Source organism: Gimesia chilikensis (genome assembly GCF_007744075.1).
GTDB classification, from domain to species: domain Bacteria; phylum Planctomycetota; class Planctomycetia; order Planctomycetales; family Planctomycetaceae; genus Gimesia; species Gimesia chilikensis_A.
Map to the genome: position 1 here is coordinate 827,838 of NZ_CP036266.1, position 26,285 is coordinate 854,122.

The 26,285-nt window shown below is 54.3% G+C and carries 19 protein-coding genes; 12 read left to right on the forward strand and 7 right to left on the reverse strand.

Features of this window, described 5'->3' with window-relative positions; genetic code table 11:
- Window positions 1-610 precede the first annotated feature (610 nt).
- From HG66A1_RS03200 to waaF, 3 genes are all read left to right on the forward strand, one after another.
- Window positions 611-1,999: an alkaline phosphatase family protein gene (locus HG66A1_RS03200; RefSeq protein WP_145180777.1), complete on the forward strand. Its 1,389-nt coding sequence runs from the start codon at window positions 611-613 to the stop codon at window positions 1,997-1,999.
- 220 nt (window positions 2,000-2,219) lie between these two features.
- Window positions 2,220-3,764 carry a PfkB family carbohydrate kinase gene (locus HG66A1_RS03205; RefSeq protein WP_145180779.1) on the forward strand — a complete coding sequence of 515 codons (1,545 nt, stop codon included), beginning with the start codon at window positions 2,220-2,222 and terminating at the stop codon, window positions 3,762-3,764.
- Complete coding sequence (gene waaF / locus HG66A1_RS03210) at window positions 3,761-4,825, forward strand: lipopolysaccharide heptosyltransferase II (protein ID WP_145180782.1); 1,065 nt, start codon at window positions 3,761-3,763, stop codon at window positions 4,823-4,825. The genes HG66A1_RS03205 and waaF overlap by 4 nt, the downstream gene beginning before the upstream one ends.
- Before the next feature lie 7 nt (window positions 4,826-4,832).
- Here waaF and HG66A1_RS03215 read toward each other — a convergent pair whose 3' ends face one another.
- A complete protein-coding gene (locus HG66A1_RS03215; RefSeq protein ID WP_145180784.1) occupies window positions 4,833-6,095 on the reverse strand; it encodes a glycosyltransferase family 87 protein in 1,263 nt (420 codons plus the stop codon).
- A 116-nt stretch (window positions 6,096-6,211) separates the two neighbouring features.
- The gene (locus HG66A1_RS03220) at window positions 6,212-6,958 is read right to left on the reverse strand and encodes a hypothetical protein (protein ID WP_145180785.1); all 747 of its coding nucleotides are present in this window, start codon (window positions 6,956-6,958) and stop codon (window positions 6,212-6,214) included.
- 225 nt (window positions 6,959-7,183) lie between these two features.
- Here HG66A1_RS03220 and HG66A1_RS03225 point away from each other — a divergent pair, with 225 nt between their 5' ends.
- A complete protein-coding gene (locus HG66A1_RS03225) occupies window positions 7,184-7,942 on the forward strand; it encodes a glycosyltransferase family 2 protein (protein WP_145180788.1) in 759 nt (252 codons plus the stop codon).
- Window positions 7,943-7,948: 6 nt separating this feature from the next.
- Window positions 7,949-8,770 carry a glycosyltransferase family 2 protein gene (locus HG66A1_RS03230; RefSeq protein ID WP_145180789.1) on the forward strand — a complete coding sequence of 274 codons (822 nt, stop codon included), beginning with the start codon at window positions 7,949-7,951 and terminating at the stop codon, window positions 8,768-8,770.
- Between the two features lie 21 nt (window positions 8,771-8,791).
- On the opposite strand, the gene HG66A1_RS03235 is transcribed toward HG66A1_RS03230, so the two are convergent.
- Window positions 8,792-10,591, reverse strand: a complete 1,800-nt coding sequence (locus HG66A1_RS03235; RefSeq protein WP_145180791.1) for an arylsulfatase — start codon at window positions 10,589-10,591, stop codon at window positions 8,792-8,794.
- Window positions 10,592-10,926: 335 nt separating this feature from the next.
- On the opposite strand from HG66A1_RS03235, the gene ychF reads away from it, so the two are divergent.
- From ychF to hisB, 3 genes are all read left to right on the forward strand, one after another.
- On the forward strand, window positions 10,927-12,018 hold the full coding sequence (ychF, locus tag HG66A1_RS03240) for a redox-regulated ATPase YchF (protein ID WP_145180793.1): 1,092 nt from the start codon (window positions 10,927-10,929) through the stop codon (window positions 12,016-12,018).
- Window positions 12,019-12,197: 179 nt separating this feature from the next.
- Window positions 12,198-13,259: a histidinol-phosphate transaminase gene (gene hisC / locus HG66A1_RS03245; protein ID WP_145180795.1), complete on the forward strand. Its 1,062-nt coding sequence runs from the start codon at window positions 12,198-12,200 to the stop codon at window positions 13,257-13,259.
- A gap of 194 nt (window positions 13,260-13,453) precedes the next feature.
- Entirely contained in the window at window positions 13,454-14,041 is a 588-nt protein-coding gene (gene hisB / locus HG66A1_RS03250; RefSeq protein WP_145036554.1) for an imidazoleglycerol-phosphate dehydratase HisB, read from the forward strand.
- 739 nt (window positions 14,042-14,780) lie between these two features.
- On the opposite strand, the gene HG66A1_RS03255 is transcribed toward hisB, so the two are convergent.
- The 3 genes from HG66A1_RS03255 to HG66A1_RS03265 all read right to left on the reverse strand — a co-directional run bounded on the left by HG66A1_RS03255 (window position 14,781) and on the right by HG66A1_RS03265 (window position 19,353).
- Window positions 14,781-15,458 (reverse strand): hypothetical protein, encoded by a 678-nt coding sequence (locus HG66A1_RS03255; RefSeq protein ID WP_145036556.1) that lies wholly within the window; start codon window positions 15,456-15,458, stop codon window positions 14,781-14,783.
- A 173-nt stretch (window positions 15,459-15,631) separates the two neighbouring features.
- Window positions 15,632-16,975 carry a DUF1552 domain-containing protein gene (locus tag HG66A1_RS03260; RefSeq protein WP_145180797.1) on the reverse strand — a complete coding sequence of 448 codons (1,344 nt, stop codon included), beginning with the start codon at window positions 16,973-16,975 and terminating at the stop codon, window positions 15,632-15,634.
- Complete coding sequence (locus HG66A1_RS03265; RefSeq protein ID WP_145180799.1) at window positions 16,972-19,353, reverse strand: DUF1592 domain-containing protein; 2,382 nt, start codon at window positions 19,351-19,353, stop codon at window positions 16,972-16,974. The genes HG66A1_RS03260 and HG66A1_RS03265 overlap by 4 nt, the downstream gene beginning before the upstream one ends.
- Window positions 19,354-19,783: 430 nt before the next feature.
- Here HG66A1_RS03265 and HG66A1_RS03270 point away from each other — a divergent pair, with 430 nt between their 5' ends.
- Entirely contained in the window at window positions 19,784-21,163 is a 1,380-nt protein-coding gene (locus tag HG66A1_RS03270; RefSeq protein WP_197996958.1) for a tripartite tricarboxylate transporter substrate-binding protein, read from the forward strand.
- Between the two features lie 57 nt (window positions 21,164-21,220).
- Window positions 21,221-22,759 (forward strand): tripartite tricarboxylate transporter permease, encoded by a 1,539-nt coding sequence (locus tag HG66A1_RS03275; RefSeq protein ID WP_145180803.1) that lies wholly within the window; start codon window positions 21,221-21,223, stop codon window positions 22,757-22,759.
- Window positions 22,760-22,763: 4 nt separating this feature from the next.
- Here HG66A1_RS03275 and HG66A1_RS03280 read toward each other — a convergent pair whose 3' ends face one another.
- The gene (locus tag HG66A1_RS03280) at window positions 22,764-24,257 is read right to left on the reverse strand and encodes a hypothetical protein (RefSeq protein WP_145180805.1); all 1,494 of its coding nucleotides are present in this window, start codon (window positions 24,255-24,257) and stop codon (window positions 22,764-22,766) included.
- A gap of 192 nt (window positions 24,258-24,449) precedes the next feature.
- Between HG66A1_RS03280 and lgt the strand changes: the two genes are divergently transcribed.
- Both lgt and HG66A1_RS03290 read left to right on the forward strand, forming a co-directional pair.
- The gene (lgt, locus tag HG66A1_RS03285; RefSeq protein ID WP_145180808.1) at window positions 24,450-25,325 is read left to right on the forward strand and encodes a prolipoprotein diacylglyceryl transferase; all 876 of its coding nucleotides are present in this window, start codon (window positions 24,450-24,452) and stop codon (window positions 25,323-25,325) included.
- Between the two features lie 309 nt (window positions 25,326-25,634).
- Window positions 25,635-26,222 (forward strand): RNA polymerase sigma factor, encoded by a 588-nt coding sequence (locus HG66A1_RS03290; protein WP_228030657.1) that lies wholly within the window; start codon window positions 25,635-25,637, stop codon window positions 26,220-26,222.
- The last annotated feature ends 63 nt before the right edge of the window (window positions 26,223-26,285 follow it).

The window sequence follows — 26,285 nt, forward strand, 5'->3', positions numbered from 1 at the left end:
GGCCCACAACCATAGTTTCAGTCTCTCTAACAAATTGTTACGTGAATCGCAGAAGCGGATTCAAGTCGTTATAGAATGGTCAAATTATTATCAGTACTCACTCAAATATTTACAAATTTAGAAGCTAACCTTTTTGATAATGTGGAATTTTCCAATTATCACACAAATGACAAATAAGCTAAAATAGATAATATGAGTAGTCAATATAAATCTACTCAGTTAAACGCTTATCTCTGTAAAAACAGTTTTTCTGGCTTGGGGAATATTCGAACCGGGAACAATAAGGATCTCCGGAATATAAAGTTATAAGTTTATATATAGTAGTTACATAGAGAGACTGAGCCGTTTGGATTTCAGTTCAGTTTTACTGTATATCACTTATCTGAAACGATGAACACTCATTTCCTTAAGATTAATTATTCAGACAATTGGCTTTGGGAGGGACGTTTCGAGTTTTGGAATCTAACTGTCTATAACAATTATTCTGGCAGAAAATATCTCTTTTTTACTCAGACAGTAACACCTTTCAATCTCCGTTTTGATTGACTATGCTGGCTGATCAATGTGGTAAGTTAAAACTATTTAAAGCTTTCTGTAGAGTGTCTGATTCATGCGTAAACCTCTGGTCGTGCTGAATGTTGTTGGGTTGACCCATGAAATGCTGGGAGAACGAACGCCCAACTTGTCTCGCCTCGCCAGGCAAGGGTTTTCGCGTCCCATGGGCACCGTATTACCTGCGGTAACCTGTTCTGCACAATCGACACTGTTGACCGGCCTGATGCCGCGCGATCATGGCATCGTGGCGAATGGCTGGTATTTCCGCGATCTGGCAGAGGTCATGTTCTGGAAACAGTCGAATAAACTCGTTCAGGGGGAACGGGTCTACGAAGCAGCTAAAAAACGAGCCCCCGATTACACCACAGCAAAAATGTTCTGGTGGTATAACATGTATGCCCCGGTAGAGTGGTCGGTTACGCCTCGTCCCAGTTATCCCGCAGATGGCAGGAAAGTCTTCGATTCCTACAGCCAGCCCGCTTCACTCAAGGATGAACTGCAGTCTGACCTGGGCGTTTTTCCCTTGCTCCGCTTCTGGGGACCCGGTGCGGATATCTCCAGTTCCCGCTGGATTGTAGATGCCTCTATCAAAGTGTTTCGGGAGAAGCAACCAGACCTGAACCTGGTTTATCTGCCTCACCTGGACTACAACCTGCAGCGTCTGGGTGTATCAGATCCCGCCATCGATCAGGATATTCGCGACATTGATCACGAAGCGGGACGTCTGATCGACGTCGCTCAAAACGCAGGCGCTGAAGTGGTGGTGCTTTCCGAGTATGCCATTACGGATGTTGCTCAGCCGGTGCACATCAACCGGATTCTAAGGGAACACGGTTGGCTTCAAGTCAGACAGGAAGCCCTGGGGTGGGAATCCATGGACTGCGGTGCCTCACCTGCGTTTGCCGTCGCCGATCATCAACTGGCCCACGTTTACGTGCAAAAGCCTGAGGATGTAGCACAGGTCAAAGCACTACTCGAAAAAATCGACGGCATAGAGATGATCCTCGATCGAGGACAACAGGCCGAATTTGGAATCGACCATGAACGTTCGGGCGAACTGGTCGTCGTGGCGGCTCCCGGTAGTTGGTTCACTTATTACTTCTGGCTGGATGACCGGCTCGCCCCCGATTACGCACGGACCGTCGATATTCATCGCAAACCGGGCTACGATCCTGTGGAACTGTTTATCGATCCGGAAATTAAATTCCCCAAACTGCGTCTGGCCCGTCGTCTCGCCAGGAAGAAACTGGGATTTCGCTACTACATGGATCTGACCAGTCTGGATGCAACGCTGGTCAAAGGGAGTCACGGTCGTCTGCCGACACCGGGGCGGGAAGACGCGGAAGCGCCTGTCTTTATCAGCTCTTCCAAGGCGATTGAGCAGGACGAAATCCCCATGACCGCAGTCAAAGATCTGCTGCTCAAACTTCAGTTTGGTGAGTAACTCAGCAACAAAAGGCGACTTGCTTCCTGTTTTCACAGGGGCAAGACGGCTCTGCATCAGTCACCTGCGAAAACTTCGCTGCTATCCTTTCTAAAGTCGCCAGGTTGACAAAAAAGGCATTGACTCAAAATCGCGTTCTGATGATGATTCCGCGGCTGAAGTTCTCTTCAGATCACGTTGACTGAACTGGATTTATCACTTCGTCTGAAACGCGCGATCAATGTCATATCATTTAATCAATACAATTCAAAAATTGGGTCATCCGAAAATCCTCGTCTTGGGAGACCTGATTCTGGACCGCTATACCTGGGGAGATGCCGAACGGATCAGCCAGGAAGCACCGGTGATTCTATTGCGGGAAGATACCCAGGAGGTCCGCCTGGGCGGAGCCGCCAACGTCGCCAACATGTTGATCGGTCTGGAAGCGGAAGTGACCATGGCCGGGGTGACAGGCACCGATCTGGATGGCGTTGTGATCCGGGAAGCCCTCGAGAAGCGGGGCGTTGACTGCTCGGCCATCATCGCCGATGCGAGTCGACCGACCACGGTCAAGCAGCGCTTCATCGGACGGGCGCAGCAGCGTCATCCGCACCAGATTCTGCGTGTCGATCGGGAAGTGAATACACCCCTCGATGCGACCGCTTCCGAACAGTTACTCAACGTAATTCTGCCTTTAATCCCCGAACAACAGGCGATCCTGGTCAGCGATTATGCCAAAGGTGTTTGTACTCCAGATGTTCTGGCTTGTGTGATTCAGGCAGCCCGCGAGGCAAATGTGCCCGTGATTGCAGACCCCTGTCCAGGCCGCGATTATCAGATCTACTCGGGTGCTACCGCGATCACACCGAACCGACTCGAAACATCCCGGGCGGTCGAATTTGAAATTGAAAACGAATCCGATGCCTTTCGTGCAGGTAAACTGCTGTGCGAACAGCTGAATCTGGACTTTGTCTTTGTCACGCTCGACAGTGATGGCATCGCTTTAACACAGGCCGATGGTGTAACAGAACTGCTACCGACCCGGAAACGGGAAGTTTATGACATCACCGGTGCCGGAGATATGGTGCTGGCGACAATCGGTGTCGGCAGTGCCGCTGGAATTGCTCCCGCAGACCTTGCCCGACTGGCGAATGTGGCCGGCGGTCTGGAGGTCGAACAGATTGGCGTCGTCACAATCAGCCGCGAAGAAATGCTGGCCGACCTGCTTATGGGGGCCCGCGCGACAAGTGAAAAAGTACTCTCGCTGGAAGAGCTCAAACGGCATGTTTCGGCCCGGCAGAAACTGGGACAGAAAGTCGTCCTGACCAACGGCTGTTTCGATGTCATGCACGTGGGGCACGTTTCCTACCTGGAACAGGCGGCCGCAGAAGGGGACTGCCTGATCGTTGCACTCAACAGTGATGCGAGCGTGCGATCTCTGAACAAGGCACCGGACCGACCGATCTTCGGACAGGAACATCGTGCATTGATGCTGGCGGCTCTGGAAGGAATCGACTATGTCGTCATCTTCGATGAGTCGACGCCCTGCGAACTGATCAATGAACTCAAACCCGATTTACTCGTCAAAGGTGGCACTTACTCGAAAGAGGAAATTGTCGGCTGGGAACTGGTCGAAGCCTACGGCGGGGAAGTCAAAGCACTGGGAATTACCCCGGGCATTTCCACCACACAGATTCTGGGCATTATCCGCGGTGAAGCAGCCGGACAGCCCGATATCCTGCCTCTCCATCAACCTATCGAGCCTCCGAAACGAAAAGCCGGATGAAAATTGCAGTCTTTCTACCCAACTGGATCGGAGACGCCGTCATGGCGACCTCCGCCTTACGGGCATTGCGTGATGAGTTTCACAACGCGGAAATTACAGCGATTCAGAAGCCATACGTGGCTGAAGTCCTCATTGGGCTCGATCTGGTCGATCACTCCCTCGCCAGCGGCAATGAGAAAAGTCTCAAATCACAGTTCCAGTTGCTGAGTCAACTCAGACGGGAACGCTTCGATCTGGCAGTCTTGTTTCCCAATTCCTTTCGCAGTGCCTGTCTCAGTTTTCTGGCGGGGATCCCCAGGCGTGTGGGAATCCAGCGGGATGGGCGGGGCTGGCTCTTAACCGATGCGCTTCCGGCCGGGAATCGTCAGGTTCCTCATCCGGCGATCGATGAATACCTGCGGATCGTCGCGCATATCATTGGTGTTGAGCAGGCTGATTCAAAACCAGGTTCCGGACTGTCGCGGAAAATGGAACTGGCTGTGACCGATGCCGATCAACAGCGCTGGTCAAGCTTCTGGAATAAACAGTCAGCAGAGTTTCAACGTCATCCACTGATCTGTCTGAATCCGGGTGGCGCGTTCGGCGCTGCCAAACACTGGCCGGTCGTGAATTTCGCGGAACTCGCACACCGCCTGGCCACGGAATTACAGCGTTCGGTGCTGGTGGTCTGTGGACCCGCTGAAAAAGAGGAAGCCCTGCAGATCGTCGCGCAGGCAAAGCATCCCCTGGTGACTTCGCTGGCGGATGAACCGTTGCATCTCGGGCTCACGAAGGCCGCGATTCAACAGGCCGAGTTACTGGTGACCACCGATTCTGGTCCCCGTCACTTCGCAGCTCCGTTTGATGTGCCTGTGGTAACGCTGTTCGGTCCCACACATATCATGTGGAGTGAAACGTTTTACGAGCGCGGACAACACCTCCAGCTTGCGATGGACTGCGGTCCCTGTCAGCAGCGGGTCTGTCCGCTGGGGCATCATCGCTGTATGAAAGACTTATCCGCCAATCAGGTCTTTGATGCAGTCGTTTCTCTGCTGGAACAACAGCAGACTAAAGCCGCTTAGATACTTCTTAAGCGGCCAGAGAAGCGTTCTGAGCAGCCTCTGATGTGTCTGCTCCCTCTGACTGGCTTATCCGGTTTTCGCGAGCCCGGCTTTCAAAATAGGCCATCTGCCACGCCATCAACGGGAGAATTCCCAGCGGTAAAATCGCCGGTGACCAGGCAGCGACCGGCAGCAGGACGCGTTCCACTGCACCCATACCCAGGGGGACGAGTAACAGCCAGGCGGTCAGAGCCAGTCCACGGTAGCAACGTTCCTGCATACTCACGATCAACGCCCAGCTGGCGATGGGGGCGGCCAGCAGAAACGTTAAACGCTCGGTACCAGGGCCAACGAGTAGCTGCCAGCAGACCCAAGTGGTCAAGACGCCGGTGAAATAGGCTTCTTTCGAGGTGGCGATGCGGGCCAGACGCAGACACCACAACAGCGCCAGTCCGGCCATTCCCAACTGCAGAAGTGTGTAGACCCGATCGTCAATGTAGGTTCCGAAGTTCTCGGCAATTGTGTAAGCATCCCGTAATCCCGCCTGTCTGAGTGTACGATACGGGCCGGTCAACAGGTCATACCAGTTCTGGTACTGCTGAACGACGACCGGCAAGGGGCGTGTCAAAAACGGTGGCAGCACCAGCACCGCACAGGCGGTCGCAAAGCGGGGACCCAGCTGAAACGGAAAGCGAGCCATCAGCAGTAACGCCAGTGCAGCCGGCCAGAGCTTGATATGCACGGCGGCAGCCAGAATAAATGCGGCTCCCCACCAGCGCTCTTTTTTGAGACAGACGACCGCCAGCGCCGCCAGGGCAAAGACGAGGGCATTACTCTGGGCTGACCAGATCGCGCGCGTACAGCCGACCAGACAGAGGATCAGAAACCCGGCTTCCTGCATTCGTGTCCATGAGCCGGGGAAGATTTCCTTAACCAGCAGCCGCAGCGCACAGACCAGCAGTCCGATATTCAAAGCGGACCAGAGAATCCCCCCGACGGTCGGAGGAAAAACTGCGAAAGCTGAGAACGCTATCGCAAATGTGGGGCTATAGCGAAACCCGGTGCTGTAGGCTTCATTATCATACAGGTTCCGGTCGGCCCACCAGTTGATCGAAGAGTCTGCAAAGCAGGGATAAACCGATTTCCGTTCGGGTTGAACGATGAATTTCACACTCACCACGACCCACAAAACGGCCCATAAGATCAGCGCCCGCTTCAGCCAGATGGCTCCGGAAGTGGCTTCGACCTGGGGAGATTTAAAATAGAGTGGGTTATCGGGCAATTGATTCATGTCAGGCCTGAGGAATCGGTGCCTTACATGCGAAGACAGGCATGCTAAGACGGGGGGAGATCATGCAGGAAAAACGACGCCCCCGCTTGTATTGCTTTTCGCCAGACAGGGCAAGATCAATCAGCGGTTTCCGCCTGTTCTGTAGAGTGTTTCAGCTGATTTTTGAGCTTTGAAAAGAAATGCCTGCGGTGTTCCCGGGGCAGATTTTCAATCGCCGCACGTATACAGATGACTTGCAGCGAACGGGGCAGGGGGAGCCCCTCATTGAGTGGCTGAATCGCCAGTCGGTCCAGCATGCAGATCAGCGATTTTTCCTGCGAAGCACAGCGACGGATTCCCACCGGATCGATCAGCCACAGCGCAGGCACACTCTGCCCCGATTCACCCGGCTTGAGAACGATGTTTTCCAGCTTGAGGTCCCGGTGCCGCAGTTGAGCATCTGCCAGGCGACGTACGATCGCCCCCAGTTCCCGCGCGATGGGATACAGTTCTGACTTGGATTCCGGAGCAACTGATTTGAAGACCTCGTAAACCGTCGTCCCCTCAATATAAGGCATTTCCAGCTGATAATACGGACCGGAACGATACAGGGGTGTCGCCGGCTGAGGTGTGTTAACGCCTGCCTGCAGCAGTCGCCAGGCACCCGTCACCTGGCGTTGTGGCTGTGACTGACCAAAGAGTGACTTCCAGCGGAGCTTCCAGTCAACGGGCCAGCGTTTGACTGTAGTCAGTCCGCGTCCCTGAATATCGAGCAGCCACACGGAACGTAAGTCTTCTTCTTTGAGGCAGCGAATGGTTGTATAAGGAACGCTGTCATCAAATAAGGAAAAGTGGTGTGGTGCTGCGGGAGGGGATTCAGACAATTTTACCCTGGCATCTCATGATTTCGATGATTGCCCTTTTCCAGATTACAGTTTCCTGCCAAACTCATGGCAAGCTTTCAGGAAAAGGCATAATTGATCATAATAGTATTCACATCGATCAGGATTCCTCTTTTAACAGGATCGCGCGCGGTTGACAATCTTGATGTTTGTTCGACCTTCCTGTGAAACATAGACCATTCTTACTGAAGTTTAAAAGCCAGCTTTATGTCGTTATCGGTTATCGTCATTGTTAAAAACGAAGAATCTACGATTCGCGAGTGCCTGGCGTCGGTTGCCTGGGCAGATGAAATCATCGTTCTGGATTCCGGCAGTACCGACCAGACGGTCGCCATCTGCAAGGAATACACAGAGCACGTTTACGAAACCGACTGGCCCGGCTTTGGACCTCAGAAAAACCGCGCACTCGAATACGCCTCGAATGAGTGGGTCCTGTCGATCGATGCTGACGAACGAATCTCTTACGACCTGCAGACCGAAATCAAACGCGTCATCCAGATGCCCAAACGCTACGATGCCTATTCCATGCCCCGCCGATCCAACTACTGCGGGCGATACATGAAGCATAGTGGCTGGTGGCCCGATCATGTGGTGCGCCTCTTTCGCCGGGGCAAAGCCGAATTCAGCGACGACCTGGTCCATGAGCGGATTGTCGTGCAGGGCAGGGTGGGCAAACTCAAGGAACCCATCATTCACGAATCTCTGCTCACGCTGGAACAGATTCTGAATACGATGAATTCCTATTCTACCGCGGGTGCGAAAATGATGGCAGAAGAACAGCAGCAGGCCAGCCTGTGCAAGGCCATCTGTCACGGCACGTGGACCTTTATCCGCACCTACTTTCTGCGGGCCGGTTTTCTGGACGGGAAAGAAGGTTTCATGCTGGCGATATCCAACGCGGAAGGCACCTACTATCGGTACCTGAAGCTGATGGTTCTCAACCGGGAAAAACAGGAAGAGCTCTGAAATTCCATGGCCGGACTTGCTGTCGTCATTACCACCTACAACTGGCCCACTGCCCTGGAGGCAGTGCTGGCAGGTTATCTGAGTCAGCAGCGTGCGCCGGATGAACTGCTCATCGCCGACGACGGTTCCCGGGACGAAACCCGAACGGTCATCGAAGCATTCCAGGCGACAGCACCGTTCACCGTCAAACACATCTGGCACCCCGATGAAGGCTTCCGCGCAGGAGCAATCCGGAATCGGGCCATCGAAGCTGCCGAGGCCGACTACATCGTCTTCACCGACGGGGACTGCATTCCCGCTCCCTGGTTCCTGGCCCAACACGAACAGCTCGCGGAAGCTGGCTGGTTTCTGTCGGGGAACCGGGTACTGCTGTCAGAATCATTTTCAAAACGGGTACTGGAAGAGAATCTGCCCGTGGAAGTCTGGACCTGGGCACAATGGTTCGCCGCCCGACGCGAGGGGAGTATCAACCGTCTGCTGCCTTTGTGCCGTCTGCCCCTGGGACGACATTACCGTCACCGGACTGCCCGGCAGTGGGAAGGCGCCAAGACCTGTAATCTCTCCGCCTGGAAGGCAGACCTGCTCGCCGTGAATGGCTTCGACGAAGACTACACCGGCTGGGGCATGGAAGATTCCGACCTCGTCCTGCGTCTGATCCGTAACGGAGTGTTTCACAAAGACGCCCGTTTTGCAGCCCCCGTGTTTCACCTCTGGCACCCGGAGAATTCGCGGGATCAACTGGAAGAAAATCAGCGGCGACTCAAACAGTTGATCGAGACCGATCGCATTCAGGCTCGCATTGGCATCGCTCAGGCACGAACTGCCTGAACCCGAATCTCGTCTGCGCCGTTACGGCGTTTCTTTGCGGAAAATCTCGACGAAGAAGGCACCCCGTGAGACGCCATTCCCTTCATCCAGCCAGGTCTGCAGCTTCTTCTGTCCCTTCGTCAGGTCCAGGGTGAAGGTCGTGGAAAGATCGCCTTCATCGATGTCCTGCTGCAGTTTCTGATCACCAATCTGGATCCGGGCGACACCCTTTTTCAGTGGATGATGGGCCGATTCCGGTCGGCATCGCAGGGTGATTTCATACGTGCCGGGCGCTTCTACGTTGACAATCCAGAAGCCGTTGGCAATCGGGTTCTTCGCGATCTGCTGATGATTCCAGGGGACCTGTTGAATCGGAGCGTGCCAGTCGTGACAAGTCAGGTGGGCTGGGTTCTCAAACCGGGAACCGACGCCGATCGCCACGTATTCAGTGAAGCGGGGCTTCAGGCTCTCCCACCACTTTTCGTATTCCGCAGACAGATACTTCACCACGCCGGGAAATTCGGACGCAATGTTCTTGGTCTGACCGGGATCGTGTTGGATGTCATACAACTCCGTCTGGTTTACCAGTCGCCAGCGCTCGGTCATCACCGAAGATTTCCGCCACTTCTCCGGCGTCTCAATCCGTTGAGAGTGGACGATCAGAGTCCGATTACGCAACGCGTCTTTCTTCCCCTTGAGGATAGGCACCAGGCTCGTGCCGTCCAGCTTGAGTTCGCTGGAGATCGTCAGGTGACAGAGTTCGGCCAGTGTGGGGAGGATGTCAATATGAGCCGAGAGCTGGGTGATATCCCGCCCCCCGTCCAGTTTGCCGGCCGGCCAGCGAATAAAACAGGGAACGCGATGTCCGCCGTCGTATTCTGAACCCTTCGTACCCCGCATGCCCGCGTTAAAACCGGGCCACGATTCCAGCACGATCGGTTTGCCTTTGGAAAGCCGTCGCTGCTGTTTCTTGGAAAGGTCTTCCGGCTGGGGACGTTTAAAACCGGCTGCGGTGCCGTTATCGGTCATGAAGATTAGGATCGTGTTCTCATCGAGTCCCCAATCTTTGAGACGTCGTTCCAGCAGTCCCATGTTTTCATCGATGTTGGTGATCATGCCGTAAAAGGCGGCCATCTGCTTTGACACACCTTTCCGCTCGTAAGGAGCGCTGTATTTGGGATCAACCAGGTACGGACTGTGAGGGGCATTGGTCGAGATGTAAGCAAAGAACGGTTCCGACTTGTTCGTCTCGATGAAGTTCAGCGCTTCCTGGAACCAGACGTCCGTGCAATAGCCTTTGAATTTTTCCGGCTTGCCGTTCCGCAGGTAAGTGTCGTCGAAGTAATCGTTCTGCCAGTAGTCCGGCGTCTGTGTGACTCCCCCGCCGCCATGCTGCACGACGGTTTCAAATCCCTGGTCCTGGGGACGCAGCGGATAATTGTCACCGAGGTGCCATTTCCCGAACATGCCGGTCTTGTAGCCGTTACTCTGCATCACTTCAGCCAGGGTGACCTCATTGGTATTCATCAGCGAGCGACCCATGATCGTATGCCAGACGCCGGTCCGCGTGGAGTAATGTCCGGTCATCAAAGCAGAGCGGGTCGGCGCACAGGTCGGGTCGACATGGAAGTTGGTCAGATGCAGACTCTGGCGATACAGTTGATCCAGGTTTGGCGTCTGGATCATCTTGTTCCCATGCGCGGCGATATCCCCGTATCCCTGATCATCTGTGATGACCAGAACAACGTTCGGCTTTCTGGTGTCGGTACTGTCAGCGCGACAGTCGGTGAAGGTGACCAGTAGCAGCAGGGTGCAGGTCACAAGCTGAAAAATCGCTCGCATAGGGTGCTCGTTGAGGTCTCTCTGTTCGGAATGTCATTCAGATATAAATCGATTTAGTGCGAATAGCCCGGTCCTATTTTAACTGGCACCGTGAGAGATGGGTAGCAATAATTTAACATGTCTTAGATTTCAACTCCCGTTAGAGGGTTTATGTTGGTTGTACTGTCCCGATTCCCGCCGGGAAGGCCAAAAAGGACGCCGGGCGATCATTTCCTTTTGATTCCCCAGTTCGCTATGATGGGCCGGAATTAAATCAAAGAACCTGAAAGGTCTACGACCGGGAGCGTCCGCCGGGTCGGTTTGATATCAATATTCTCTGATGACTGAAAAGAGCTATGGAAGCTGGTATTGTTGGCCTGCCGAATGTAGGTAAATCAACGTTATTCAACGCCTTAACGGCGGCGGGGATCGCAAGCGAGAACTATCCCTTCTGTACGATTGAACCCAACGTGGGGATCGTCAATGTCCCCGATCCCCGGCTGGATATCATTCATAAATACATTACCACCGACAAAGTCATCCCCGCCATTCTCAGGCTGGTCGACATTGCCGGTATCGTGCGGGGGGCCTCCGAGGGCGAAGGGCTGGGAAATAAGTTCCTCTCTCACATTCGCAACGTAGATGCCATTCTGCACGTGGTCCGCTGTTTCGAGAACAGCGACGTGATCCACGTCGAAGGCAAGGTCGACCCGATCAGCGACATCGAAACCATCGATATGGAACTGATGCTGGCTGATATGCAGACGGTCGATTCTGCGAAAGATAAGGCCGCCAAAACCGCCCGCTCCGGGAATGCCGAAGCCAAAATGCGGCTGGCCGTCCTGGAAACCTGCGCAGAACGACTGGCGGAAGAAAAACCGCTCCGCGGGCTGACCTTTGATGATCCGGAAAAACGGAAAATTTTCAAAGGCTATCAGTTCCTCACCGCCAAGCCGGTGCTGTATCTGGCGAACGTGGATGAGGACGACCTCCAAGGAGAAAGTGAACTCGTACAGCGGGTACGGGCACGAGCCGAAGAAGAGGGGGGCGAAGTCGTCGTGGTCTGTGGTCGCCTCGAAGCCGAAATCGCGGAACTCGACGAAGCCGACCGCAACGAAATGCTCGAGAGTGTCGGCCTGGAAGAACCGGCACTGGCCGCAGTCGCACGTGCCGCCTACCATACACTGGGACTGCAGAGCTATTTCACTGCCGGGAAAATTGAAATCCGAGCCTGGACAATTCCCATCGGCGCGACCGGACCCCAGGCAGCCGGCGTCATCCACTCGGACTTCGAACGCGGATTCATTCGGGCGGAAATCTTCTCGGTGACTGACCTCGAACAGTACCAGTCGGAAAAAGCGATCCGCGAAGCCGGTAAGCTTCGTGTGGAAGGCAAAGAATATGTGATGCAGGATGGCGATATCTGTCACTTCCTGTTTAACGTCTAAATTTCCCGGGATTCGTCTCGTCCGGACGGAGACATCTCTGTGCTGAGGTGACGAAATCCTGTGAAATCAGAGAACTCCCGTTGCGGTCGACTTGTCCTGTTACAGGTTCCAGTCAGGATGACCGCGGGTGAAGGCAGGGACGTACACAATTGAAACGCTAACATTCGAGAAGAAGTATCATGAGTCTCTTTAGACCACAGGTTCAGCAGATGGAAGGTTACACTCCCGGGGAACAGCCCCAGGAGTCCGGCTGGGTCAAACTGAACACCAACGAAAACGCTTATCCTCCCTCGCCACGCGTCCTCGAAGCAGTGCAGCAGACACTGTCAGGTCGGTTGAATATCTATCCCGATCCGCTGGCAACCGAGTTTCGCAAAGCCGCTGCAGAACTGTTCGATGTCGATCCCGACTGGATCCTGCCCGGCAACGGGAGCGATGAAGTTCTGACGATCCTGATGCGAACCTTTGTCGATGCCGGAGAACTGGTATCGGCTCCCTATCCCAGCTACACCCTGTATGAAACGCTGGCTGAGATCCAGGGCGCCCGCTTTCAGAAGATTCAACTCAATCCTGACTGGAGCTGGCCCGACGCCGCACAGAGTCAAATCGGCGAGAGTAAGATTCTATTCGTTCCCAACCCGAATGCCCCGTCGGGCAATCGCTGGTCCGACGAGCAACTGCTCTCACTGATTCCTGCCCGGGGAGTACTCGTCCTCGACGAAGCCTACGGCGATTTCTGTGATCAGCCGCACCGGGGCGAACTGCTCAAATCAGAGCAGGGTGAGAAGCTGATCGTGACCCGCACCCTGAGTAAGTCCTATAGCCTGGCAGGCATCCGTTTTGGCTTCGCCGTCGCGCACCCCGATCTGATCAGCGGCATGCGGAAAGTCAAAGACAGTTACAACTGTAACACCCTCTCCCTCGCTGCAGCGACCGCAGCCCTCAAGGATCAGGAGTGGATGCAGGAGAACACCGAGAAGATCCGCACTACCCGCCGCTACCTCGTCGAACAACTCCGCAAGCTGGGCTTTGAAGCGGTCGACAGCCAGACGAATTTTGTCTGGTGCACACACGCCGACAAACAGCACGAACGGCGTTACCAGGAACTCAAGCAGCGGAAGATTCTCGTGCGTTACATGAAGTTTTCTCTGACAGAGGGAACCCTGGATGGCTTGCGGATCACCGTTGGCACCGATGCTGAGATTCAACATGTGCTGGATGCACTACAGGAGATCGGCTGAGCGACTGTTAAAACAGGCACAGCTTTACTTTCACTGAGGTGCGGTTAAAACGGTTATGCATTTCCCGCCGTTCCCCCACCGGGGAATTCGCGGCAGGCAGGCCTGTCTCTCTGAAGCATTTTGGTGAATCGTCTGCCACACGGTAAACTTTGATAAACGACCCACTTAATCCCTTTAGACATGAACTGACAGAGATGAGCCGCAAAGCATCGATCAAACGTGAAACAGCCGAAACCCAGATTGAACTCACCCTGGAACTGGATGGTACCGGTCAGTCCGATATCCAGACCGGCGTCGGTTTCTTCGACCACATGCTGACCCTGCTGGCCCGCCACGCTTTGTTCGATCTGACAATCAAAGCGAACGGCGATCTGGAAGTCGACTACCATCACACAGTCGAAGACGTCGGGATCTGTCTGGGCAAAGCACTCTGTCAGGCACTCGGCGACAAGCAGGGCATCACCCGTTATGGCTCACTGACGATTCCCATGGAAGAGACCCTGGTCACCGCGGCCCTCGACTTGAGTGGGCGTCCCTGGTTTGTCTTTCAGGTTGAATTCCCCACCGAAAAAATCGGGCAGTTCGATACCGAACTCGTCCGCGAATTCTGGCAGGCATTCTCTTCCAACGGTCTGCTCAACCTGCATCACGTTCTGCATCATGGTGCGAACAGCCATCACATTTCGGAAGGCATTTTCAAAGGCACCGCGCGAGCTCTGCGGCAAGCAGTCAGCATTGATCCGCGTCAACAGGGAGTGCCTTCTTCCAAAGGTGTACTCTAAAAGTATCGATGTTTTTCATTCCGACTCACCTGCTTTACGGGAACGCTTTCATAAGTCGTTCCCGTTTCGTTTGGGAGTGTGAATGTCAATCTTCGGTAAGATGGTGTAGCGGAAAAAAGCGAATTTTTTTTTCACATGGTTTTTCTTCTCATCTTTGTTGACTCTCTGTGAAGAAAAGTTAATCTGAGAATTAGCACCCGACAACTGATGTAATTCATTCTGATTTCTGTTGAAATCAAAACACAATTACTGATTGGGGATGCTTTAGAAAAACGATAAACAATAAGCCATTCCGAATGAGACTTTCTTCAGTCGATACCTTTTTTTGATACTTGAACCCACTAAGATTTTTCTACTTTAAGAATTACTCTTAACCAGGTTGAGGTGTTACTTCACTCATCGTACTTCTGTTTCGCTTTCGTGTGTTTCAGGTCTACGGACCTTCATAACTGCGGTCGCGTTCTAGACATTGATGGGTGTTTGCAAAGGTCAGACAGACAGGTTTGACTTCGGGGAGGCCAATGTGATTCAACAGGGAAACTCCCGAAAAAGAGACCGCTTGTGCCAATACGGATGGCGACTTGGGTTATTTTGACTGCCGAAAAATATGGCCAGATGTGTCAGCGGCAGCCTAGGACTTAATGGCTCTGTACGGATTTTGAGTAAGTTGGTTGGTAGTCAAATCGATTGTGATTGAAGCTCACAATTTTTCATTTCGGGAGTTTCCTTTTTCTTTTGCTCAGGCTGCGGCCTGATCTCCCGACGCCACTTCGTAAAGCAGGGCGTTCTTCTCTTTACCGACCAGGTTGATCGCACCCGTATTCCGCAGGCAGTATGCCATCTTCTGCGCCAGCCACCGCTGAATGCCCGCGGCTTTCGCCAGATCCTTCGTATGGAAGGGGCTGGGCAGTTTGCCGGGAATCAGATTCAACAGGTCACCGGCCGTATTCAATTCGATCTGTTCTTCAACCGAACGCAACACACGATCTTCGATCCGGTAATCTTTGCCCCGGAAGCGACGTGGCTTTTTCGCGATGCGATGTTCTTCCTGAATCGTGAGCGCGACTTCCAGTGTCAGCCGTGGATGCGGAAACACATTCGTGAAATGCACCAGGTCTTCAAACAGGTCAAACACCGAACCCCGCCGCGGGCTGAACCGGGCCGAGATGGTCTCGCCGTTCTTTTTTTTGCGCTTGACCAGGTACTTGCGGACGGCAATTGGTTTGACCACATGCACGTCGTAATCTTCCAGCAGACAGCGTACCTTATCCCGAATCGCACCCAGTGAACCGTGCTGAATTTCAATCAGCCGATCGCCGTCGATGGCATCAATGCGGTAATCGCCCAGCGTGACTTCTTCGCACTCCGCATTGGGAGCGTAATACGATTTCAATTGACGATGCAGGGAGGTTTCCATACCAGTTGCATGTTCTGGAGAGTTGGGATTGTCTGAACAGGAAGTGTATTCGGGGTCGTAATGTTATGGCAGATATCAAATTGTGTCTATAGGAATCATATCCCATAAAAAAGGCCGCTGATCGGCAGTGATCAGCGGCCTGAAGTTTTATCTATGTCAAAATCGACCGGATATCAGGAATCGATAATGCTCAGACGCCCGGTGCTGTCACCAAAGGCGGTCACGTCGGTGCCCATCCGATCCAGCATCGAGAGATACAGGTTCGCCAGCGGCGTTTCGGTTTTGACCTGATGATGGAAGCCGGTCTTAATCGTCCCGCCCCCTTTACCTGCCAGGATGATAGGCAGATCGTGGTGCGTGTGACGGTTTCCGTCGCCGATGGCACTGCCGTAGCAGATCATCGAGTTGTCCAGCAGATTGCTGTTCCCTTCCGGAGTCGCTTTCAGACGCTTCAGGAAGTAACCAAACTGGGAAATCAGATATTCATCGATCTTCTGAATATCGGCGATCTTCTTATCATCGTTGCGATGATGCGACAGCGCATGGTGACCGGAATTGACACCCACCATCGGATACGTCCGGTTACTACCAGCATTCCCGACCATGAAAGTGGCGATGCGGGTGGAATCGGTCTGGAACGCCAGCAACAGGATGTCGTACATCAGGCGGGCATGTTCCTGCAGTTCAGTGGGGATTCCGTCCGGCAGCCGCATTTCGGGCGGTTTGATCTTTTCATGCTGCGTGCTGCGTTCAATCCGCTGTTCGATTTCACGCACGCTGGTGAAGTACTCGTCAATCTTCCGCTTGTCGTTTTTGCCCAGCTGTTTCTTCAGCTGATCAGCGTCGTGCTTGACGAGGTCCAGAATACTCTGGCGATCCTTCAGGTGGCGGGCACGTTCTTTTTCCCGCTCGGCACCACCGCCGAACAGACGTTCGAATGCCAGCTTGGGCACGATCTCTTTCGAGGTCGGCGTGGAAGGCGAACGCCAGGAGACGTTGGACGAGTAAGCACAGCTGTAACCCGAGTCGCACTGGCCGGCGTTACGACCGCGCGTCAGTCCCAGTTCCAGCGAAGGCAGGCGTGTCTTGTGACCTACCTGCTGTGCGGCGACCTGGTCGACCGAGATACCGGCTTTAATGTCGGCGCCACTGGTCTTGGTCGGGTGCACGCTGGTCAGGTAAACCGAGGCGCAACGGGCATGGTCACCCGGGCCATCACCCAGGGAACGGGCATTAATCTGGGCCAGCCCGGAAATCACATTGATGTCCGATTTCAGATCGGCCAGCGGTTTCAATGACTGGGGCATTTCATAATCGGCACCAGCTGACGTCGGGAACCAGGATGGTCCGATCACACCATTCGGGAAGAAGATGAACGCGGTTCTCACCGGTGGTTTTCCCGCTGCGGTGGCGGCTGACAGAATGCCGGGCTGAGGCTGCATGATATCCAGCAGCGGCAGCGACAGGGTCGTTCCGAGACCTTTCAGGAATGTACGGCGTTTTAGAAGATTTGTCATTTTCGAGAACCTTTCTCACGTTTCAGGAAGGGATCGCTGAGAACAATTTCGGTGACGAGCTCCGAAAAACGATACCCTTTGGCGGTAAAATTCGCGGTGATCGCATCGATGGCACATTTATCGTAATACTCGGTGCCTCGACCGATGGCGTACGTCAACATCTTCTCTGTTAAAGATCGGCAGAATCCGTCTTTCTGCTGTTCCAGAATCCCGATTAATTCTACGGGGCTCTCAAATGTCTGACCATCGGGTAATTTACCCGAGGCATCGATTTTATGCTTACCTTCTTTAGTGCGCCAGCGGCCGACTGCATCGAAGTTTTCAAAGCCCAGGCCTAATGGATCCATCTGATCGTGACAGGACGCACAGCCGGGAATCTTGCGGTGCAACGCCAGTTGTTCACGCAGACTCATGTTCTTTTTGCCCTCGGTCGCTTCTTCCAGTTCAGGCACATTCGGCGGAGGTGTTGGAGGCGGGGTGCCTAGAATATTTTCCATAATCCATTTACCCCGTTTAACCGGAGAAGTTCGCCCCGGGTTTGAAGTCAGCGTCAGAATACTGGCCTGGGTTATCAGACCGGCGCGTCGGGATTTGTCCAGGCTGACCTTCTGAAACTTTTCCCCTTTCACTTTGTCATTACCGTAAAACTTCGCCAGGTTTTCATTCATGAAGGTGTAGTCAGCGTTGATGAATTCCACCACGCTGCGGTCTTCCCGCATGATGTAAGCGAAGAACTCTTCGGTCTCTTGACGCATGTCTGCCTTGAGTTGCGAGTTGAAGCCCCGGAACTTCCGGGGATCGGGATTCAGTTCATCCAGGTTTCGCAGGTTCAACCACTGACCAGCGAAGTTTTCCACGAACGCTTTCGATTTGGGATCGGCCAGCATGCGCTTGATTTCCATTCGCAGCGTGCGGGGATCGTCCAATCGTCCCTGTCCGGCCAGGCTGAACAGTCGCTCGTCGGGCATGGTGCTCCACAGGAAGTAAGACAGCCGCGAAGCCAGCTCGTATTGAGCCACATTCTCGATGCTGTACGATTCATCTGCTGAATCCTGCAGACCCTCAATGCGGAACAGGAAGTGAGGGGAAACCAGAACCGCCTGGATGCCGACCTGCACACCCTGCTCAAACGTCCGACCTGATTCCACGGTGGCGTTGACCAGTTCCACGATCGGCTTCATCTCGTTTCGAGAGACAGGGCGACGGAAGGCTTTCTCCATGAATGGTTTGAAAATCCGCTCGGCACAGTAACGTTCCGAACGACCATTCTCCGGCGTGCAGGTGATGATCTGATGATGCGAAGCAGGCACGTTGTCGGGCAGTTTACCCATCGGTCCCCGCACCGCGACTTCATTCACATACAGGTTCCGGTCCCTTTTGTTGGCTGGGCCATCGGGATCGTAAAAATCATTGAGGAACGAGATTTCCAGTTCATGTTTCCCCTTGGGCAGCTTGATTGCCTTGGGCGGCATGTACTTCTCGGGAGAATTCCGGTCCGCGGCCACCTCAAACGTTTTCAGCGGCTTGCCATCCAGTTTGACTTCCATCTTCGCCTCTTCATCTCCGGCAGGAGTCGAACCGGCAATGATGCGGATTTCGTATTCGCCATCCTGTTTCAGGTTCAAGGACGCTTTCAGCGTGCCCCGCGAATGGAACCCGGCGCCACTCTTACGAACCGTGACGGCGCCTTCCTTTTTAAACTGTTTGTCCGAGATCTTATTCCAGGGATAGCTGTCTGGCGTATTCGCGAAGATTGCTTTCTCGGCGATCTGCTCAGCGGCATCGAGATACTTTTCCATCAACAGCGGCGGCAGTGAGAGGACGTCGCCGATGTTATCAAAGCCATAGCCAACATCGTCTGAAGGAAAGTTTTCGGCAGGCGAGAAGTCCACGCCGACCAGATCGCGGATTGTATTGTTGTATTCATTGCGGTTCAGACGTCGAATCGTCACACGTCCGGGATTGATATCTCCCGAACAGTCAACGCCGTACAAGGCGTCGTCAAACCAGGCGAGAACATCTTCGCGTTCCTGGTCAGTCGGCAGCTCGCCGGCATCCTTGGGAGGCATCGATTGAATCTGAATTCGCTGGACGATCTTTTCCCACTCTTCACGCTTCTCCAGAATACTGGTCCGCGTGGTGAACTTCTCCAGCGCCAGCCCGGCTTCTGATCCCTGACCCGTGTGACAATCCAGGCAGTACTTGCTGATGAACTGTTTGACTTTCGTGTTAAACAGCTTTTCTGACTTCTCGACACTCGACACTTCGGCCTGCACCGTGTTGACAGCGAAAACGCACAACAGACCACAGACAGCGAAACAGATTTCTCGCGGAGAGCAGGGGAGGGGAATTCGAGTTAACGTGGGCAACAATCGCATTCAATTAAAACCTTCAGGCGGGAAAACTCAGACGATGATCAATCAGATTGCTCCAGATCGAAGGCAAGGAGCACTGCGTCAGCACACGATCAGTCTGAGGGAGGATATAAGTTGGCAGGAATCTCTACGTATAGCGTAACCTGCCGAGAGACCATTTTGCAAGATCAGTCCTCGTCAGATCTCCTGCTGACAGGCGATTTTATCATCTTCAAATCACCTGTTATATATTGTACTCATCGACACCCTGATGCGTTTCAATATTTTTGGTTCTTAAGTTATTCATGGTAACTTAACGAAACCGGTGATCATGGTCCTGCTGGTCGTTGACAGGCGGTTCTGCTCCCTGCATTCTAGGTTATTCCAGTCCACTGCATCGGCAGTCACTTTTCCTGAAAAAAATAGCCTGAGAAAGCATTCTGGTACTGAACTGATGAATCTGCGCGCGATCATTACAGTAAGTGTCCTGTCCAGGTCGATCCTCTGCTGCCTGCTCCTGTTAATGAGTGGGTGTGCTGCGGAATCCATTGAAGATTATCCCGATCGACCCATCACCGTCATCTGTCCCTGGTCAGTCGGAGGTGCCACCGATCGCACTTCGCGACAACTGGCGGTCTTCCTCGAACAGGAACTCAAAGTTCCCGTCAACGTCATCAACGCCACCGGCGGACGCGGCGTAACCGGACACAGTCGCGGCCTGAATGCCCGTCCCGACGGTTACACGCTGGCCATCATTACCGGCGAACTCAACATGCTGCATTGGCAGGATCTGACCTCGCTGACCTGGCACGATGCAGAACCCATCATGTCGCTCGTCGATGGAGCAGGGGCCGTGTTCGTCAAACAGGATTCTCAATTCAAAACTATCAAGGAACTCCGCGACTACGTGGAACAGAATCCCGGCAAGCTGACGGCGACCGGAACCGCAGCCGGGGGGATCTGGCATCTGGCACTGGCCGGCTGGCTCGACTTCTGTGGACTCAACGCCAGCGATATCAAATGGATTCCCATGAACGGTGCCGGCCCGTCATTGCAGGAACTCGCTAGCGGCGGTGTGGATCTTGTCTGCTGCAGCCTGCCCGAAGCCAAGACTCTGTTTGAGTCCGGTCAGGTCCGCTGCCTGGGAGTCATGGCCGAAGAGCCACTGGCAGAATTTCCGGATGTTCCCACCTTCGCTTCCCAGGGCATGGACTGGAACATCTCCGGCTGGAACGGACTGGCGGTTCCCCAGGGGACGCCCGCACCCATTGTCGAGAAGATCTCCACCGCAGTCAAAAAAATCACCGACGGCGAAATTACCGTGCAGGGCAAAACCTTTCCCGAATCAATGCGGGACGCTGGTCTGAGCACCCGCTATCGCGCCAATGACGAATTCGCTGTCTTCCTGGAAGAAAACGACGAAACGCTGGGCAAGCTGCTGACCAGCGATGCCTTCAAGAAGATGTCTTCCCGGGGGACGGGACCGCTGGTCTTCCCCGGACTTTTGGCGATTGCCATGTGCGTCATTCTCGGTTGCCTGGCCGTTCAGAAGAAAGTTCACGCACTGGCCCCTGATGTCTCCAAAGATACCGTCACGTCACAGGGCATCGTCAATACCGCGCTGGTGCTGCTGGGGATCGTGGCTTATCAATTGTTCGCCGAACAACTGGGGTTCCTGCTGACAGCGGGGGCCATTATGTTCCTGCTGCTCTGGAAACTGGGAACGCGCTGGTGGATCAGTGCCCTGATCACAGTCTGCCTGATTCCCGGCATCTATACCCTGTTTGCCAACCTGCTGCGCGTTCCGCTGCCACGCGGCGTCCTGGGCTGGTAACGCTGCTACATATCGTATTGAATTCTGTCACTTTCTCTGGCGCTCTGAAGAAACATCATGGAATCGACATTCATTACCGCGATACAGAATATAGCAACTCCCGAAGTCCTGCTGGTGATCTTCCTCTCGGCCGTCTATGGTCTGTTTGTGGGATCCATCCCGGGACTGACGGCGACCATGGCCGTCGCGCTGCTGATCCCGCTGACGTTCTATCTGGATAATCTCAGCGCCATCGCCGCGATTGTGACGCTCGAAGCCTGCAGCATCTTTGCCGGAGACATACCCACGACGCTGGTCCGCATACCGGGGACCCCCTCTTCAGCCGCCTATACCGACGACGCCTATGCGCTCACCCGTCGCGGACTGCATGAGACTTCACTCGGCGTCTCACTGGTCTTCAGCGTGTTCGGCGGCCTGTTCGGGGCACTGGTGCTGATCTTCGCGGCCCCGCAGTTGGCGAAAATCGCGTTTCAGTTTACCACCTACGAATACTTCTGGCTCTATGTACTCGGCCTGAGCTGTGCCGCCATCGTCTCGACCGGCTCCCGCCTCAAAGGCGCTCTGGCGCTGATGATCGGCCTGATGTTCGCGACCGTCGGCTTGAGCGAAGTTCACAGCGTGCCTCGCTTCACCTTCGGCTTCGATGAACTCTTTACCGGCATCAACTTCATCCCCGCGATGATCGGTCTGTTCGGACTCTCGGAAGTCTTCCGCAATACGCTGACCTCGAAGACCGACGAAGCTGCAGAAAAACTGCAGTCCGCAGTCAAAGAAGAAGACGACCATTCACTGCTCAGACATTTGAAGCCGGTCTTCGGCGGCGTGCTGCCCCAGTTCTGGAAGCGAAAATTCAGCTGGCTCCGTTCGAGCTGCATTGGCTCTACCATCGGCATGATTCCCGGCGCGGGAGCCGACATCGCGGCCTGGATTTCGTACGCGGTCTCCAAAAAGTTCTCGAACACACCCGAGGAGTACGGTAAAGGTTCCCTCGATGCCGTCGGCGATGCCACCAGTGCGAACAACTCGGCACTCGCCGGTGCCTGGATTCCCGCCCTGGTGCTGGGGATCCCCGGCGACTCGGTCACTGCGATTGTGATCGGCGTCCTTTTGATGAAGAACATCACCCCTGGTCCGGAGATCTTTCAGAACACCGAACAGCTGGTGCTCGTGCATGGCATCTATCTCACGTTTATCATCGCCAACCTGTTGCTGATTCCGCTCGGCTTCCTGGCGATTCGCAGCGGTTCACAACTGGTCCGCATCCCCCGCCGCATTCTGATGCCCATGATTCTGATGTTCTGCGTGGTCGGTGCCTACTCGATCAACGGTAGTTACTTCGACGTCTGGGTCATGCTCGGCATGGGCATGCTCGGGTTTGTGCTCGAAGTCTTCGATGTTCCCCTGGGGCCGGTCGTGCTTGGAATTATCCTCGGGGGACAACTGGAACAGTCGTTCGTGCAGAACCTGACTAAGGACGACAGCCTGCTCTCGTTCTTCAATCGTCCCATCTCCGCAGGGCTGGGACTGTTCTGCATCGCGCTCTGGCTGGTGCCGGTGATCATGCCTCTGATCCGCAAGAAGTCCGCCACAACCTGAGGTCTCATTCACCCGATTCAGCAGGCAGGGGTTTCAGCAGTTGACCTGCCCGCGCAAGTCCCAGGCCGATAAATGCGAACGTCGGCAGCAGCAGCGGCATCAGGAAGCGTTCCCCGGCAGCGATCGGCAGATACCAGGCGAACGCCAGCCAGAACAACACGATCCAGATCAGATATAATCGCCGTGCCGGTCCGGATTCGGTCAGCAGACCTGTCAGTAGAAACGGAAGCAGCAGCACGCCAAAGAAGAGTCGTCCCTCATGGAAAGGGAAGGGACCCAGGCTGCGGAGAAAAATAAAAACCTGCCACGCCAATCCTTTGACCTCCCGCTTGATCATCTGCGCGAGGGAATGCGTCTGCCAGTAGCGACGGACCGCATTCCCCAGCGATCCCCGTTCTTCAATCAACGCATGCGGTTCCGTGAACTCATCTTCAAAGAGCAGGTACGAGTTGGCATTGAATGTCGGGCTGCCATACACCCGCGCATTGCGAATCAGCAGGGGGGCCGCGATCACCATAAAGCTTCCCACTACGAGTGCCAGGCTGAGTAGCGCCTGTTTCCAGGAGAGCCGACCCGCACGCGGTTCCGTTTCCGATTCAGTCGGCTCCGCTTTGAAGCGGGCAGGGAGACACCGTCGCCAGTCGACTGCATACGAAAGCCGCCAGCACAGCACTCCCAACAGCAGCAGCAGTGCCGTCCCCTTGGTCAACCAGGCCAGACCCAGTAGCAGACCGATGCCGATCCAGAGAAACCGTGGACGCGTTTGAGAGGTGCCTTCAGCGGGGACGCGCAACAGAACCAGCCACAAGCCCGCGACGATCAACAGCAGCAGGGCTTCACAGACCACCTGGCCTGTCAGTCGACACCAGGCGGCATTGACGGCCAGCAGAAGTCCCGTCAATCCTCCCACCAGGTTTCCGTAGCGTCGTGCAATTCCAAAAGCGAACAGTAATAAAGCCGCCAGCCCCAGCATCGCCGAGAGACGTTTTCCCGCTTCGTAGTCGGGCAGGTACGAGAGGATCGCAACATAGAGCGGGTGCTGGTTCGCCTCGGTATACTCACCCGCAAAGAGTTGCTGCAGTAATACAGACGGACCGCCCGCTTCCTGCACTTCCCGGGCCTGGGTCAGAAACGCCGCCTGATCATTGCCTTCCGGCAGCGGTTGGTCAGGCAGCAGATTCAGCATGATGACAAAATAGACAATCAGCGAAAACGAAAGCAGCAGGCTGCCGCTCCAGTGATCCAGCGGTTGCCAGGGCGCAGACAGTCGTTTCAGGAATCTCCCGAGGACGGGCAGAACTGCTTCCCAGAAATAATTCGTAGCCAGGCAGCCGGCGATACCCATCACGACCGCCAGCATGCAACAGGCAGCGGCAATTGTGGAAAGCGAGAAACTGGCCACCAGCATCGTTCCCTTGATTTCCACAATCTCCCAGAGTGCCAGGCCGGCGGCACAGGCAACGACACCCGAGATGATGCGTGGCAGAACCGTGTTCATTGTCTGATTCAGCTTTCAGCAGGAGAGGTCAGAATGGGGTGATCAGGCGTCATCACCGCAGGAAACATCAATTCGGACTAGGCTTAACTGGCAGAATGGTCTATCTTTCGGTCTGATTATGATAGCAGATTAACCGTGTTCTGAAATCACAGAATTGAATCGCAGATCCCCCCATTTTGGAATTTGGGAAATATGAGTCACGTATATCCAACGCTTGCCTATCTCCAGTGGGACATTAACCGTGTGCTGTTTGAAGTCGGTCCGATCAAGATCCGTTATTACGGGCTCTTCTTCACCGCCGGGTTTATCTGTGGTTACCTGCTGCTTCGCTGGATCTTTCGTACCGAAAAACGCAACCTGGACGATGTTGAATCGCTGCTGATTTACATGGTGCTGGGAACGATTATCGGTGCCCGACTTGGTCACTGTCTGTTCTATCATCCCATGGAGTATCTCAGCGACCCGATCCGCTTACTTCAGATCTGGAATGGAGGGCTGGCCAGTCACGGTGCCGCCGTCGGGATTACCCTCTCGGCCTGGCTTTACTCACGCAAACACCGCGATCAACCGCTGCTCTGGTTACTGGATCGACTCGCCATCCCCGTTGCGCTGGCCGGCTTTTTTATCCGCATCGGCAATTTCTTTAACTCGGAAATTCTCGGGCGGGCCAGCGATGTTCCCTGGGCTGTGGTCTTCAAAGATGGCCTGGGGCTCAGTCCGGAACAGAAGCTGGTTCCCCGTCATCCGGTGATGCTTTACGAATCCCTCTGTTACGGCTTCATCTTTGTTCTGCTGCTGCTCGTTTACCGGAAGTACAAGGAACGCACGCCCCGCGGACTGTTGATCGGACTCTTCTTCATCACCGTCTTCACCGCCCGTTTTGTGCTGGAGTTCTTCAAGCTCCGTCAGGCAGCATTCGCGGAAAATCTCCCCCTCAGTGTGGGGCAGATGCTCAGTATTCCACTCGTGATTGCCGGCATCGTATTCCTGCTTTATCGCAGGCCTGCGCCCCCTCTGGAAGAAGAAGTCGCCCTGCAGACGCCACGAGAACCAGCCGCGAAGGCATAAAAACAGCGAATGTGGATGTATGTGTCCTGTTAGAAAAGTGTACACAGAACGTCTATAAATACACTCGCAGGCTGAAAATATGTGGCCTTTTGTCTATTTTACGGGATCGTATTGCCTTAAATCAGAGATCCTTGTAAAGTCCGCGTGCCAAATACTCAGATTTTACTACTGATGACCAGAGCGGAATTCACATTTTGAATTCAGCCGTTTTTTTTCAACACGAATGTGGGACATCGGTGTATAATGAGTTGCAGGCTTTAACTCGCTTGCTGCCAGTACGGCAGTGTTCAAAATGAATCGAGGCGATTTGTGGCTCTCACGGATATTGATAAAAATTTGCTCAAACGCTGCTTAGCAGAAGAGCCGGGTGCCTGGAAAGACTTCGTAGACCGGTTTATCGGCCTGTTTACACACGTCATCCACCACACCGCTCACGCCCGCAGTATTCGTGTGACCGACAACGACATTGACGACCTCTTGTCCGAAGTCTTTCTGGTTCTGCTGGCCAACGACTACCGTGTGCTGCGCAACTTCCGTGGACAGAGTTCTCTGGCCACTTATCTGACCGTGGTTTCCCGTCGCGTGATTGTAAAAAAAATGGTCGAGCGACGGATGGCTGAAGCTCTGGGACATGTCTCTACCTCTTCGCGCATCGAACGTGTCTCCGACGAACAGACCCGTCAACAGCAGGCGCTTGAGGATCAGGAAGAGATCCAGAACATGATTCGCCAGCTGCCTCCGGCGGACGCTCAGATTGTGGAGCAATATCACCTGCAGGGAAAGTCTTACCAGCAGATCAGCAGTGATCTGGACATCCCGGAAAATTCGATCGGCCCCACACTCACTCGGGCACGCAATCGCATGCGGGAAAATAAATCCCGGACACGCACGCTCTAATTCATAATAGAGTTCACCTCCTTCTTACTCAGTCTGACGCTCACGTTACGCGCCGACAGTTTC